Origin of the sequence: Phyllobacterium phragmitis, from assembly GCF_002980495.1 — a bacterium.
Lineage (GTDB): Bacteria > Pseudomonadota > Alphaproteobacteria > Rhizobiales > Rhizobiaceae > Paramesorhizobium > Paramesorhizobium phragmitis.
In genome coordinates this window covers 112,922-126,369 of the sequence record NZ_PVBR01000001.1, presented here as the reverse complement: position 1 = coordinate 126,369, position 13,448 = coordinate 112,922, and the positions used below count along the sequence as shown (strand labels likewise).

The window sequence follows — 13,448 nt, the reverse complement described above, 5'->3', positions numbered from 1 at the left end:
CGCCTTCCCCTCTTTTGATGGAATGAGCCGCTGCAATTCCGCGCCTTGTGCAAATCCCCGGGGAAAACCCCCGAGACTTGCCTAGCTATGGAGCATCTTGGCCAAATCCTGCTGGTTCGGCACCTGACCGTTCGCCGTCAGCTTGTCGATGATGCCGGGAAGCGCCTTGGACAATTGCGACAGAAGATCCGGCTCGTTGAGGCCCGACTGTTTGGCAAGGCTGCTGACGGTCTGCGGACCGAGCGCGCTGCCGAGCTGTGTCGGATGGATCGGCGCATTCGGGCCCTGGCCGACCCAGGAACTTACCTTATCGCTATGGCCCGCATTGCTCAGCTTGTCGAGCAGGCCGCTCAAGCCCTCCTGGCTACCCTGAGCACTTTGGCCGGCGCCCTGGTTTGCTGCCGAGGCGCTGGGCGTCGAAGCCGGAGCCGCCGGAGCAGGAGCGGAACTCTGGCTCTTACTCGTCAGCATCTTGCCGACGAGAAGCGCGCCAAGGGCGACCATCAAAGGCTTCGCGACACTGCCGCCGGGAACCGCCTGGCCCGATGCTTCGTCAAATAATCCCATCAGAACGTCTCCTTTTAAATGCTATATAAACCAAATACCCATTCCCAATGGGATAGTCACCCAGTAAATACTATTTGGCAAGCATGTCTTCTTGCCAATCACGTTGCAGTATGAAAATATATTTAATGTGTTTCATAGGAGAGGGTTCCCATGGGTTTCTTTAGCTGGATTTTACTTGGTCTGATTGCAGGCTTCATCGGAAGCAAAATTGTCAACAAGAGTGGTCAGGGAATGCTCCTTGATATTGCTCTGGGTATTTTCGGCGCAATTGTCGGGGGACTAGTCTTCAGTCTCTTCGGTGCGACCGGCATTACCGGCTTCAACATCTACAGCCTGATCGTCGCGGTGATCGGCTCCGTGGCAGTCCTTTGGATCTACCACACCATCACAGGACGGAGAAGCATCGGATAATACTTCCGATCTTCTACCGCACTGCTCATAGCCCTATGCATCCGACAAGATGCATGGGGCTTTCTATAAGGGCGTCCTGCAAGCTGTTGAATTTGCATCGCACTTTCCGAAAGCAATGGCGTTTCGGACCGATGCTGCGGGTGTAAGGTACGGGGATCAGGCCATGCACATGATCGAACCGTATATCGTGGCCTATGGCTCGATCGCTCTTTTCTTCATCATCTATTTTGAATCGCTCGGTGCGCCGCTACCCGGCGAAAGCGGGCTTATCGCCGCCTCGCTTCTGGCGCTGCACGGCGATCTCAATCTCACCCACATGCTCATCGCCGTCTTCTGCGGCGCGGTGCTCGGCGACAGCACCGGCTATGCCATCGGCTATTTCGGCGGGCGCCGACTCATCGAGCGCTACGGATATCTGGTGCGGCTGACGCCGGAAAGGCTCGAGCGATTCGAGGAAATCTTCAGGCGCAAGGGCGTGTACATCGTCGCCGGCGCACGTTTCATCTCGATATTGCGCCAGTTGAACGGAATCATCGCCGGCTCGATGGGCATGCCTTGGCGGCACTTCCTCGCCGCCAATATCGTCGGTGCCGCCGCCTGGACGCTGGTCTGGGGCGCCGGGCCCTATTTTCTCACCGATTTCTTTCACCCGATATTCGAGCAGTTGAAAGAGCGGTGGAGGTAGGCATGATTTTGAAGCGAGTAGCGCTTCTTCGCACCCCCCTCTGGCCTGCCGGCCATCTCCCCCACAAGGAGGGAGATTGGCTGACATAAGTGTGGTCCTTAATCTTCAACGCCTGTGATTGGTGCCGAATCTCGATGAAGGTGTAATCTCCCTCCTTGTGGGGGAGATGGCCGGCAGGGCAGAGGGGGGTGCTATGGCGCCGGCTTTTCCATCTTAAAACGGAAGCGCTTCAGCCGAAATCATTCCGGATCGAGCGGTTCGGCCCCAACCGGCTGGCCGTCGCGGCCGAGCCTGATCTTCTCGACCTTGTCCTCGGCAACTTTCAGAAGCGTATCGCAGTGCTTCTTCAAGGCTTCGCCGCGTTCATAGATGCGGATCGACTGTTCGAGCGGCACATCGCCTCGTTCCAGATCCTCGACGATCTGTTCGAGTTGTTCGAGCGCCTGTTCGAAACTCATCGCGGCGATGTCGGCATTGGCGTTATCGTCGGCCATGATTCATCCTTTCATCAGCCGCGTAATATGCGCTGCGGCCGATTGGGACAAGCCCTGAAGATCATATCCACCCTCGAGAATGCTGACGAGGCGGTTGCCCGAGAAGCGCTCCGCCCGGTCCATCAGCTTGCCCGTCGCCCAGTCGAAGTCGCTCTCGTCGAGATTGATCTCGGCCAGGGGATCGCGATGATGCGCGTCGAAGCCCGCCGAGACGATGATGAGGTCGGGACGGAATTCATCGAGGGCCGGCAGCACGCGGCTGGTGAAGGCCTCGCGAAACTCGCGGCTGCCGGTATTCGGCGACAGCGGCGCGTTGACGATGTTGCCGACGCCCGTTTCGTCCTTGGCGCCGGTGCCGGGAAAGAGCGGCATCTGATGCGTCGAGCAATAGAGCACGGTGGGGTCGGCCTGGAAGATATCCTGCGTGCCGTTGCCGTGGTGCACGTCCCAGTCGACGATGGCGACGCGCTCCGCGCCGTGTGCGGCTTGAGCATGGCGGGCGGCGATGGCGGCATTGTTGAAGAGGCAGAAGCCCATGGCCCGGTCGCGCTCGGCATGATGACCGGGCGGGCGCGAGGCGACGAAGACATTGTCGGCTTTACCCGTGAAGACCGTATCGACAGCGGCGGTGGCAGCACCAATGGCGGTAAGTGCGGCTTCCCAGCTCTTCGGGCTGACGACGGTATCGCCGTCGATCCGCGTCAGATGCTGCGCCAGCCCTCGCTCGCGCTCTTCCTCGTCGATTTCTTCCGGGACAGCGGCCCTGATGCGTTCGGCAAGGCTTTCGGGATGGACATAGAGGATGGCCTCCTCATCGCCCATCGGCGCTTCGACACGGTCGAGCCCGTAGAATTCATCGCCTTCGAGAACGCTGTGAAGCGCGCGAAGGCGGTCCGGCCGCTCGGGATGGCCGGGCGACGTCAGATGTTGCAGATAAATCGGATGCCAGTAGAGCCGTGTCACCATGGAGGGTCGGGACCTGTTAATCTGGCCGAAAGGGTATGAGGCCAACTGTTCGGATACAAGGAGAAAAGGCACAGGCGAGCGCAGGGCGCCCCCCTCTCTTGCGATTTCTAACACTTAGCTTCCGCTTCGCTCCAGCTAAGATATTGAAATCGCTTTCTCTCCCGCAAGGGGAGAGATAACGCCTACATCAACGCTTCCGCCAATCGCCAACACCGATGATCTGCATATACGATGCGGCCAGCCTTATCTCGCCCCTTGCGGGAGAGAAGGGACCGGCAACGTGGATGCAAATATCGCGGCTTTAGCCCGCCTCACAGGATTTCCGTCTTGACGATGTCGATTCCGAAGCCTTCCAGCCCGACATAGTGGCGTTCGCGCGACGACAGGAGGCGGATCGAGGTGATGCCGAGATCCTTGAGTATCTGTGCGCCAAGGCCGATCTGCCGCCATTCCTCATCGCGGGCGCGGGCTTCGGCATGGTCCTCCCTGTCGTCGCCGATGGCGTCGCGGGCGCGGGCCTCGCTCTCGCCCTGGCGGACGCCGACCGAGCCCTCGCGCAGATAGACGAGAATGCCGCGCTTTTCGCCCGCCATGCGCTGCAGGATCGCGTCGACGCTGTGGCTCGTACCGAACACGTCGGCCAGCACGTCCTCACGCTGGAGGCGGACAGGAACATCCTCGCCGTCGCGTATATCGCCGAAGACCACGGCGACATGCTGCATCGGCTCCCAGGGGAGTTGGTAGGTATAGGCCTTCGCCGGACCGGCGGGGGTATCGATAGAGACTTCGCCCACCCTTTCGATCAGCGTCTCCTTGCGCTGGCGGTATGCGATGAGATCGGCGACCGTAACCCTTTGAAGACCATGCGTCTCGGCAAAATCGGCAAGCTGGGGTCCGCGCATGACGGAGCCGTCATCATTGACCAGTTCGCAGATGACGCCAATGGGCGGCAGGCCGGCAAGCTTGCACAGATCGACAGCCGCCTCGGTATGGCCGGAGCGCATCAGCACACCGCCCTCACGGGCAACCAGCGGAAAGATATGGCCCGGACGGACGAAATCGGACGCGCCGGCGTTGGGATTGGCGAGATTGCGCACGGTCAGCGTGCGGTCGTCGGCGGAAATGCCCGTCGTGGTGCCATGCTTGTAATCGACGGTGACGGTGAAGGCGGTCGAATGCGGCGCGTCGTTTTCGGCGACCATCGGCGCCAAATTGAGGCGCCTGGCCTCCTCGCGCGGCATGGGCGTGCAGACGATGCCCGAGGTATGGCGGACGATGAAGGCCATCTTTTCCGGCGTGCAATGCACCGCCGCGACGATCAGATCGCCTTCGTTCTCGCGGCCGTCATCATCCATGACGACAACGATTTCGCCGCGCTCGAAAGCCCGCAATGCATCGACGACTCGTTTTTGATCGTAGGGCATGTGGGTACCTTGCAGTGAATGGTGAATGGTAAAATAGTGAATGGTGAAGAGCGGATAGAGAGTAGTGAATAGCGAATCCTCCATCCATTCACTATTCACTATTCACTATTTCACCATTCACCCCTTCCCCGTCTGACCGCGATGTCTCAAATAGTGATCGGCAATGGCGCAGGCGACCATCGCCTCGCCGATCGGAACGGCGCGAATGCCGACGCAAGGGTCGTGGCGGCCCTTGGTCATGACATCGACCTCCTTGCCGTCGGCATCGATCGAGCGGCGCGGCGTCAGGATCGAAGAGGTCGGCTTGACGGCGAAGCGAGCGACGACGGGCGCGCCGCTGGCGATGCCGCCGAGGATGCCGCCCGCATGGTTGGAGAGGAACAGCGGCTTTCCATCATTGCCGATACGCATCTCGTCGGCATTTTCCTCGCCGGTCAGGCGCGCGGCTTCAAAGCCATTGCCGATCTCGACACCCTTGACGGCATTGATCGACATCAGATTGCTGGCGATATCCTGGTCGAGCTTGGCATAGATCGGCGCGCCGAGCCCTGCGGAAACGCCTTCGGCAACGATCTCGATAATGGCGCCCACCGAGGAGCCGGCCTTGCGCAAGCCGTCGAGATAGGCGGCGAAGGTTTCGACCGATCCGGCATCGGGCGTGAAGAACGGGTTGTTGTCGATCTCGCTCCAGTCCCAGCGCGAGCGGTCGATATCATGGATGCCCATGGCGACGAGCGCACCGCGCACGTCGAGGCCGGGCACGATTTTGCGGGCGATGGCACCTGCGGCGACGCGCGCCGCCGTTTCACGCGCCGAGGAGCGCCCGCCGCCGCGATAATCGCGTATGCCGTATTTCACATCATAGGTGTAATCGGCGTGGCCGGGGCGAAATTGCCGGGCGATCTCGCCATAATCCTTGGAGCGCTGATCGGTATTCTCGATCATCATGGAGATCGGCGTGCCGGTCGATATCATCGTCACGCCGTCATCTTGAAGCAGCACGCCGGAGAGAACCCGCACCTGGTCCGGCTCGCGGCGCTGGGTGGTGTATTTGGACTGGCCGGGCTTGCGCTTGTCGAGATAGGACTGGATCTCGGCCTCGCTGAAACTGATGCCGGGCGGGCAGCCATCGATGACGCAGCCCAACGCCAGGCCATGGCTTTCACCCCATGTGGTGACGCGGAACAGATGGCCGAACGTATTGTGAGACATGGCAAAATCCGGAAAAGAGGATGCGATCGCCTGCGTCAGCATCCGGGCGATCGGCAGAGATATCCGAGGTTTTATTGGGGTTTCGTGCGCCGGTCAAATATATGGCGCGGTTGGTCGAAAAATTCCCCGGTTCGGCCTTTACCAGCAATTTTTTTGACACAATCAGCGGATTATTCTTCATCGGTCACATTGCTGAATATTCCCTTTGGGGAAAGGCATCCGCCATGCGCATTCTCATCACCGTGCTCTTTGTCCTCGCATCGCTTTTCTCGTCGGTTGCCATGGCCGACGATGCCGAAGGTGAAATCACCTCCATCGACGAGGACAACAACACGATCTCACTCGATGACGGGAAGGTCTACAAGCTGCCGGGCGAATTCGACCACAGCGCCATCAATGAAGGCATGAAGGTCTCGATCTCATTCGACGTGGTCGACCAGGACCGGTTCATCACCGATATCGAAGAAGCGGAATAGGGCTTGCCTACTGCATAAAATGCGAAGCAGTTTTCTGTTTGAAACGTTCCGGAATGGGTCCTCGGGTCAAGCCCGAGAACGACGACTGGAGAGGTTTTCGCCCGTCTTTAACGTTGGCGATTGGCGGAAAACATCCCTGCAATCGTCATCCTCGGGCTTGACCCGAGGACCCATTCCGGAACATCGCCATCCCACCAACGGTCAGACATTAAGGCCATTGCTATTTAAAGAGACCCCACCGTTTCCATCAAAACAGGAACGGCTCTAAAGCCAGGTTAGCTTGCCGTTTTCGAGCCGCAGCAGTTGATCCTGCGGAATGGACAGATTGGCCGCTTCATGGCCGTCCATGTGCTCGATCAGATAGAACAACGTGCGCATGCACCCGCCATGGGTCACGCAAACCGTCGGCTGGTCGACTTTTTCCAGCCATTGCCCGATGCGCCGCGACAGGCCCATATAGCTTTCCGCCGAACTGCCCGGAGGGATGAAATTCCACTTGTCGCGGGCGCGCGCCTCGATGAGGTCGCGCCCTTCACCGGCGATATCCTCGAGCATATGCCCTTGCCAATTGCCGAAATTCACTTCCATCAGCCGGGGATCGGTGCGGTAGGCGTGAGGGTCGAGCCCCATGCGGGTCCGGATGCGCTCCATCGTCTCGCGCGTGCGCTTGAGCGGGCTTGCGACGAAATCGAAGCCTGCGCCATCGCCGATCAGGGATTTCAGCTTGTCGCCATTGCGTTCGGCCTGGGCGCGGCCGCGCATATTGATATCCGTATCGACCTGCCCCTGGATGCGCTGCGATGCGTTCCAGTCCGTCTCGCCGTGACGCGAGAAGTAGATGATTTCCCGTATCACTGCGAAATTGCCCCGTTACTCCTTGACCACGGAGATATCAGGCGCATCAACGGCCTTCATGCCGACCACATGATAGCCGGAATCGGCGTGATGCACCTCGCCGGTCACTGACCGGGAAAGGTCCGAAAGGAAATAAAGGCCGACATCGCCCACCTCCTCGATCGTCACCGTGCGGCGCAGCGGGGCGTTATATTCGTTCCACTTAAGGATGTAGCGGAAATCACCGATGCCGGAGGCCGCGAGCGTCTTGATCGGCCCGGCCGAAATGGCATTGACGCGGATGTTCTTGGGGCCGAGATCGACGGCGAGATATTTGACGCTTGCCTCGAGCGCCGCCTTGGCAACGCCCATGACATTGTAATTCGGCATGACCTTTTCCGCGCCGTAATAGGTCAGCGTCAGGATCGAACCGGCATCCGTCATCAGCTTTTCGGCGCGCTTGGCGATAGCCGTCAGCGAATAGACCGAGATCAGCATGGTCTTGGAGAAATTGGCTTCCGACGTATCGACATAACGGCCGGTGAGTTCGTCCTTGTCGGAAAAACCGATGGCGTGGACGACGAAATCGAGCTTGCCCCATTTTTCTTCAAGGGCATCGAAAACAGCGTCGATCGTCGCCGCGTCGGAAACGTCGCAATGGCCGCAGACGAACGCGCCCAGCTCCTCGGCAAGCGGCTCGACACGCTTCTTCAGCGCATCGCCCTGATAGGTGAAGGCAAGCTCGGCGCCCGCATCATACGCGGCCTTGGCGATGCCCCAGGCGATGGAGCGATTGTTCGCAACACCGAGGATCAGGCCGCGTTTTCCCTGCAATAAACCAGATTTGGCGGTCATTCCCCGAGCCTCGTCAAAATTATATTTGGCAACATAGTGCCCTATCGCACAGCCTCGCACGGGCTTCAAGCAAGAGCGAAGAAAAAGACGGGAATTATCAAAAACTTGATAGATCAGGCTCGCACGCCCGTGACGCACTCGCCGAATTCATGGAGCTAGCCCGCGCGGCGCTGCAGCAAAGCTTCCAGTTCCGGATCGCCGCCTTCCGGCAGCATGATGCGGACATGGACGAAAAGATCGGCGCGTTCTCCCGCCTTTCTCGGCAGCCCCTTGCCTTTCAACCGCAGGACGCGGTCCGAGCTAGACCAGGGCGGGATCTTGACCGCGATGCGGCCATCGAGCGTTTCCACCTCGATACGCGCCCCCAGAACGGCATCGGAAAGCGAAACCGGCAGATCGAGATGCAGGTCGCGGCCGTCCATCTCGAAGCGCGGATGCGGCTTGAGGCGAATCGTCACCAGCGCGTCACCCGGCGTTCCGCCAAGCATCGTCTCGCCCTGCCCCTTGAGCCGGATGGTCTGGCCGTCCTCGACATATTTCGGCAGCTTGATCGACAGCCGCTTGCCATTGGGAAAGATCGCCTCGACCTTTTCGGCGCCGGCTGCCTGTTCGAGCGTGATCTCGATGGAAGCCATGAGATCGGCTCCCTTGGCCTGCTGCGCCCCACGGGGCCGGGCGCCCGCCGCACCGCCGCCAAAGGCACCGCCGAAGAGATCGTTCAAAATGTCTTCCGTGCCTGAAAAGCCGCCTTGCTGGCTGAACCCGCCGGGGCCTGAGCGAAATTCAAAACCGCCGCCCCTTGCGCCGGCACCGCCCCGGTGCGCGAAATCGGCAAACGGATCGCCGCCGGCAGCACCGCGGCGGCCGCCGGGAAAGCCCTGGAACACAGGTTTGCCCTCGGCATCGATCTCGCCACGGTCGAACTGCGCCCGGCGCTCCTTGTCGCTCAGGATCTCATAGGCCTGGCTCGCCTCGGAAAAGCGCTCCTGCGCCTTCGGATCATCCGGATGCTGGTCGGGATGAAACTTCTTGGCAAGCTTGCGGTATGCCGATTTTATCTCTTCGGGCTTCGCCGATTTGGCGACGCCCAGCACGCTATAGGGATCGCGCATATTGTTCCTCTTTATGGAAGAAAACTGCCGGAAAACTCATAAATCGTCTTCTATATGCGTATTTTCAGGCGAAAATTCCAGATTTCGCTTTATCGGCCACATGATCTTATCCGAAAAGTCTGCAACTTTTCGGGATCATGCTGTAGAAAATCCGTCGCTTATCTCATTCTATCGCCTGCCCTCTTCGTCATCCTCGGGCTTGTCCCGAGGATCTGCTGCCGTCACCGCATTATTCGACTAGGTCGGCAGATCCTCGGGACAAGCCCGAGGATGACGACTGGAAATAGGATGCGACTATAGAGGAAAATAACACCTGTAGAGTTAAAGCGGTGCAAACGATCTGAGCATCCACGCGCCATCCCTTTCCATGCAGGTCTCGCCGCTATAGAGCGATACGCCGTCGAAAGCCTCGCGCGAGGTCTGGAACCGGCGGCAAAGTCCGGCATCGGTTTCCGTCTCCGCCACGGTGGTGATGGTGCCTTGGCTGCCGGTCTCGGGGTTGGCCCAGGGAATGGGCGTTTCGCCCCATTTCCTGAAATCGAGCGCCGATACGATGTTGCGGATCGTCAGCTGATCGGACAGCTTGCCATTGTCGGTTTCGGCCTGTTGCGCGGCCGGAACAGACCCGGTAATGGTCGTCGGGTCGGGAACGGCTTTCTCGATGCTGAAGCCCTTCATGGCGCAACCGGCAACGACGCACAGCGTCAGCACTGCCGCCACGCGACCGCAGCGGGCGACGACAGAGGAGCCGATTGCGGATCTGTTCGCGAGGCGCACATTTTCAAATGCCAACGCGTTTCCCTTTTGCTGATGCTGACGAGGCGAGATTATGGGCGATACCGGGTTAACAAGCAGTGACTTTACGCAGGCATCGGAGCCGTTTCAACTCTTTGCCGAGTGGCTTTCGGACGCAACGAAATCAGAACCGAACGACCCCAACGCGCTGGCCCTCGCCACAGTCGACGAGAACGGCATGCCCAACGTCAGAATGGTTCTTCTGAAGGACTTTGACGAGAGCGGTTTCGTCTTTTACACAAATTATGAAAGCCAGAAAGGTCGCGAAATACTTGCATCGCAAAAGGCGGCCATGTGTTTCCACTGGAAATCGCTGCGCCGGCAGGTGCGAATACGCGGACCGGTCGAGCAAGTCAGCGATGCGGAGGCCGACATTTATTACGCCTCTCGACCGCGCGGCAGCCGCATCGGTGCGTGGGCCTCGAAACAGTCGCGCCCGCTCGAAGGCCGCTTCGCGCTAGAAAAGGCGGTTGCCGAATATTCGGCACGCTATGCCATAGGCGACATCCCCCGCCCGTCCTACTGGTCGGGCTTCCGCATCCGCCCTGTTTCCATCGAGTTCTGGCACGACCGTCCTTTCCGCCTGCACGACCGTGTGATCTTCACCCGCGCCGCGCCGGAGGGCGATTGGGAGAAGGCAAGACTCTATCCGTGAAATGGTGAATGGTGAATGGTGAATGGTGAAATAGTATTGGCGAATAGCGGTTTAGGCTACCGTTCTATTCACTATTCACTATTCACCATTTCACCACTTTCACACCATCGGCTTCAAAACCACCCACAACGACCCCAGCACCAGCCCGACAAAGATCAGCCAGCCGACGGTGTTGTTCGATTTGAAGAGCCGCAGGCACTGGTCGGGATTGTCGATGTCGAGCGAGATGATCTGGCGATACATATGCGCGCCGGCGGCAAGCAGGCCGGCAAGGGCCGGCATCGGCACCTCGGCGATGGCGAAGGCGCCGACGAACAGCGCCAGCGCGCCGCCATAGAGCACGAGCAACGCATCCCTCGTACGATTGCCGAACAGGCGGGCGGTAGAGCCGACGCCGACCAGCGCGTCGTCCTCCTTGTCCTGATGAGCATAGATCGTGTCATAGCCGATGGTCCAGAGGATCGCGCCGGCATAGAGCAGGAGCGGCGCAAGCGACAGGCTCGCCCGGTCCGCCGCCCACCCCATGAGCGCCCCCCAGGAGAAGGCCAACCCCAGTACCAATTGCGGCCAGTTGGTGATCCGCTTCATGAAGGGATAGGCCGCGATGATGAGGAGCGAAGCCAGCCCGAGCAGGATCGTGAACATATTGAACTGCAGGAGCACGGCGAGACCGACAAGCGCCTGCAGGACGACAAAAATCTTTGCCTGGCGGCGCGTCACCTGCCCCGAAGGCAGCGGCCGCGAGCGGGTTCGCGCCACCTTGTCATCGATATCCTGATCCGCCAGATCATTATAGGTGCAGCCCGCGCCGCGCATGACGATGGCGCCGACGAGGAAAAGAACAAGATGCCATAGCGAGGGAATGAGCGTCCAGACATCGCCACCGGGCTTGGCGCCTGCCGCGGCGACGAGCGCCGCCGACCACCAGCAAGGCCAGCGCAGCAATTGCCAGCCGATCGGCCGGTCCCATCGCGCAAGCTGCGCATAGGGCCACAGCCATTGCGGCAGCGCGCGGTAGACCCAATGGCCGGATGGCGCATCCATGACGCGGCCGCGCGCGGCGCGTGATTGAATTTCTTTATTGGTCGTCATGGGCGCTGACCTTGCAGCAGGCGGCGATACAGTCAAGCAGAACGACCGTCTTTTTTGACAAATGATCTTGACCCATCATCCCGCCGGCCATACCGACACAAAAGAATTTGTCACGATGGAAACCCGCCCTCGTCCTTCGAGGCTTCGCTGCGCTGCGCACCTCGGGATGAGGGCGGGGCGTGGAGCGCTGCATGAACCCTCATGGTAAGGTGCGAAGCGAAGCCTCGATACCCAAGAGGGCGGGGCCATAATGTATTGAACGGAGCAAGCCATGAATGTCCTGTTGATCGGTTCGGGCGGACGCGAGCACGCGCTGGCATGGAAGATCGCCGCCTCGCCCGTTCTCGACCAGCTCTATTGCGCGCCGGGCAATCCGGGCATCGCCGAGGTCGCGACCTGCGTTGTGCTCGATGTTTCCGATCATCAGGCGGTCATCGCCTTCTGCCGGGAAAAGGGCATCGACCTCGTCGTCGTCGGCCCCGAAGCGCCGCTCGTCGCCGGCATCGCAGACGATCTGCGCGCGGTGGGCATTAAAGTATTCGGCCCCTCCAGGGCTGCCGCGCAGCTCGAAGGCTCCAAGGGGTTCACCAAGGACCTCTGCGCCCGCTTCGATATTCCGACCGGCGCCTATGGCCGCTTCAACAATGCGCCGAAGGCCAAGGCCTATATCCGCGAGCAAGGCGCGCCCATCGTCGTCAAGGCGGATGGGCTTGCCGCAGGCAAGGGCGTGGTCGTCGCCATGACGGTGCAAGAAGCACTCGATGCGGTCGATGCCTGTTTCGAGGGCGCATTCGGTTCCGCCGGGGCGGAAGTGGTGGTCGAGGAATATCTCGACGGCGAGGAGGCAAGCTTCTTCTGCATCTGCGACGGCAAGACGGCGCTCCCCTTCGGCACGGCGCAGGACCACAAGCGCGTCGGCGACGGCGATACCGGCGCCAATACCGGCGGCATGGGCGCCTATGCTCCGGCGCCCGTCATGACGCCCGAAATGATCGAGCGCACCATGCGCGAGCTGATCGAGCCGACCATGCGCGGCATGGCCGAAATCGGCGCGCCCTTTTCCGGCATACTCTTCGCCGGGCTGATGATCACTTCGGGCGGCCCGAAACTCATCGAATACAACACCCGCTTCGGCGATCCGGAATGCCAGGTACTGATGACGCGGCTGAAGGACGATCTGCTTTTGCTGCTCAGTGCCGCCGCCGACGGCATGCTCGACCAGATCTCCATCCGCTGGAGCGACGATGCGGCGCTGACCGTGGTGATGGCGGCACAAGGCTATCCGTCCGCGCCGGAAAAGGGCAGTCTCATCAAGGGCGTCGACGAGGCGGCGAAGCTGCCTGACGTGCAGATCTTCCACGCAGGCACGGCGATGAAGGATGGCGCGCTCGTCGCCAATGGCGGGCGCGTGCTCAACGTTACGGCGACCGGCAAGACGGTCGCCGAGGCGCAGGCCACGGCCTACGCGGCGGTGGAAATCATCGATTGGCCCGGCGGTTTTTGCCGGTCGGATATTGGCTGGCGGGCTGTGGCGCGGGAGACGGCGGAGTAGAGCCAAGAAATCCCCTCTCTTGCGATTTCTAACACTTAGCCTCCACTTCGCTCCGCTCCGTTCCAGCTAAGATATTGAAATCGCTTTCTCTCCCGCAAGGGGGAGAGATAGGGCTGCACAAACGCTTTTGCTAATCTCCAACTTCTGCGATTGGCGGAAAGGTGAATGCAGCGTTTATCTCTCCCCTTGCGGGAGAGAAAGCGATTTCAACATCTTAGCGAAGCTAAGTGTTAGAAATCGCAAGAGAGGGGGCAGCTCCGGTGGCTAAGAAGTAAAAACGGTTCTATCCTCCATGACGCGATCCAAAACATTGACGTT

At 60.1% G+C, this 13,448-nt stretch carries 16 protein-coding genes; 5 read left to right on the top strand and 11 right to left on the bottom strand.

Features of this window, described 5'->3' with window-relative positions:
* Window positions 1-81 precede the first annotated feature (81 nt).
* Window positions 82-567, bottom strand: a complete 486-nt coding sequence (locus C5748_RS00635) for a YidB family protein (RefSeq protein ID WP_105740002.1) — start codon at window positions 565-567, stop codon at window positions 82-84.
* Between the two features lie 150 nt (window positions 568-717).
* Here C5748_RS00635 and C5748_RS00630 point away from each other — a divergent pair, with 150 nt between their 5' ends.
* The gene (locus C5748_RS00630; protein WP_105740001.1) at window positions 718-978 is read left to right on the top strand and encodes a GlsB/YeaQ/YmgE family stress response membrane protein; all 261 of its coding nucleotides are present in this window, start codon (window positions 718-720) and stop codon (window positions 976-978) included.
* 163 nt (window positions 979-1,141) lie between these two features.
* Window positions 1,142-1,663 (top strand): DedA family protein, encoded by a 522-nt coding sequence (locus C5748_RS00625; protein WP_105740000.1) that lies wholly within the window; start codon window positions 1,142-1,144, stop codon window positions 1,661-1,663.
* Window positions 1,664-1,902: 239 nt separating this feature from the next.
* On the opposite strand, the gene C5748_RS00620 is transcribed toward C5748_RS00625, so the two are convergent.
* The 5 genes from C5748_RS00620 to C5748_RS27725 form a co-directional block, all read right to left on the bottom strand.
* On the bottom strand, window positions 1,903-2,157 hold the full coding sequence (locus C5748_RS00620) for an exodeoxyribonuclease VII small subunit (RefSeq protein ID WP_105739999.1): 255 nt from the start codon (window positions 2,155-2,157) through the stop codon (window positions 1,903-1,905).
* 3 nt (window positions 2,158-2,160) lie between these two features.
* Entirely contained in the window at window positions 2,161-3,123 is a 963-nt protein-coding gene (locus C5748_RS00615; protein ID WP_105739998.1) for a histone deacetylase family protein, read from the bottom strand.
* A gap of 311 nt (window positions 3,124-3,434) precedes the next feature.
* The gene (gene ribB / locus C5748_RS00610) at window positions 3,435-4,547 is read right to left on the bottom strand and encodes a 3,4-dihydroxy-2-butanone-4-phosphate synthase (RefSeq protein WP_105740276.1); all 1,113 of its coding nucleotides are present in this window, start codon (window positions 4,545-4,547) and stop codon (window positions 3,435-3,437) included.
* Between the two features lie 117 nt (window positions 4,548-4,664).
* Complete coding sequence (gene aroC, locus C5748_RS00605) at window positions 4,665-5,759, bottom strand: chorismate synthase (RefSeq protein WP_105740275.1); 1,095 nt, start codon at window positions 5,757-5,759, stop codon at window positions 4,665-4,667.
* Entirely contained in the window at window positions 5,710-5,940 is a 231-nt protein-coding gene (locus C5748_RS27725; RefSeq protein ID WP_146119456.1) for a hypothetical protein, read from the bottom strand. The genes aroC and C5748_RS27725 overlap by 50 nt, the downstream gene beginning before the upstream one ends.
* A 43-nt stretch (window positions 5,941-5,983) precedes the next feature.
* Between C5748_RS27725 and C5748_RS00600 the strand changes: the two genes are divergently transcribed.
* Window positions 5,984-6,235, top strand: a complete 252-nt coding sequence (locus C5748_RS00600; protein ID WP_105740274.1) for a DUF1344 domain-containing protein — start codon at window positions 5,984-5,986, stop codon at window positions 6,233-6,235.
* Window positions 6,236-6,499: 264 nt separating this feature from the next.
* Here C5748_RS00600 and C5748_RS00595 read toward each other — a convergent pair whose 3' ends face one another.
* The 4 genes from C5748_RS00595 to C5748_RS00580 form a co-directional block, all read right to left on the bottom strand.
* Entirely contained in the window at window positions 6,500-7,090 is a 591-nt protein-coding gene (locus tag C5748_RS00595; RefSeq protein ID WP_105739997.1) for a histidine phosphatase family protein, read from the bottom strand.
* A gap of 15 nt (window positions 7,091-7,105) precedes the next feature.
* Complete coding sequence (gene fabI / locus C5748_RS00590) at window positions 7,106-7,924, bottom strand: enoyl-ACP reductase FabI (RefSeq protein WP_105739996.1); 819 nt, start codon at window positions 7,922-7,924, stop codon at window positions 7,106-7,108.
* Between the two features lie 155 nt (window positions 7,925-8,079).
* Window positions 8,080-9,036 (bottom strand): DnaJ C-terminal domain-containing protein, encoded by a 957-nt coding sequence (locus tag C5748_RS00585; RefSeq protein WP_105739995.1) that lies wholly within the window; start codon window positions 9,034-9,036, stop codon window positions 8,080-8,082.
* A 321-nt stretch (window positions 9,037-9,357) separates the two neighbouring features.
* A complete protein-coding gene (locus C5748_RS00580; RefSeq protein ID WP_245428701.1) occupies window positions 9,358-9,828 on the bottom strand; it encodes an RT0821/Lpp0805 family surface protein in 471 nt (156 codons plus the stop codon).
* A 37-nt stretch (window positions 9,829-9,865) separates the two neighbouring features.
* Between C5748_RS00580 and pdxH the strand changes: the two genes are divergently transcribed.
* Entirely contained in the window at window positions 9,866-10,486 is a 621-nt protein-coding gene (gene pdxH, locus C5748_RS00575; protein WP_105739994.1) for a pyridoxamine 5'-phosphate oxidase, read from the top strand.
* A 99-nt stretch (window positions 10,487-10,585) separates the two neighbouring features.
* On the opposite strand, the gene ubiA is transcribed toward pdxH, so the two are convergent.
* On the bottom strand, window positions 10,586-11,578 hold the full coding sequence (ubiA, locus tag C5748_RS00570; protein ID WP_105739993.1) for a 4-hydroxybenzoate octaprenyltransferase: 993 nt from the start codon (window positions 11,576-11,578) through the stop codon (window positions 10,586-10,588).
* 271 nt (window positions 11,579-11,849) lie between these two features.
* On the opposite strand from ubiA, the gene purD reads away from it, so the two are divergent.
* Window positions 11,850-13,130: a phosphoribosylamine--glycine ligase gene (gene purD, locus C5748_RS00565; protein ID WP_105739992.1), complete on the top strand. Its 1,281-nt coding sequence runs from the start codon at window positions 11,850-11,852 to the stop codon at window positions 13,128-13,130.
* Window positions 13,131-13,448: the final 318 nt, after the last annotated feature.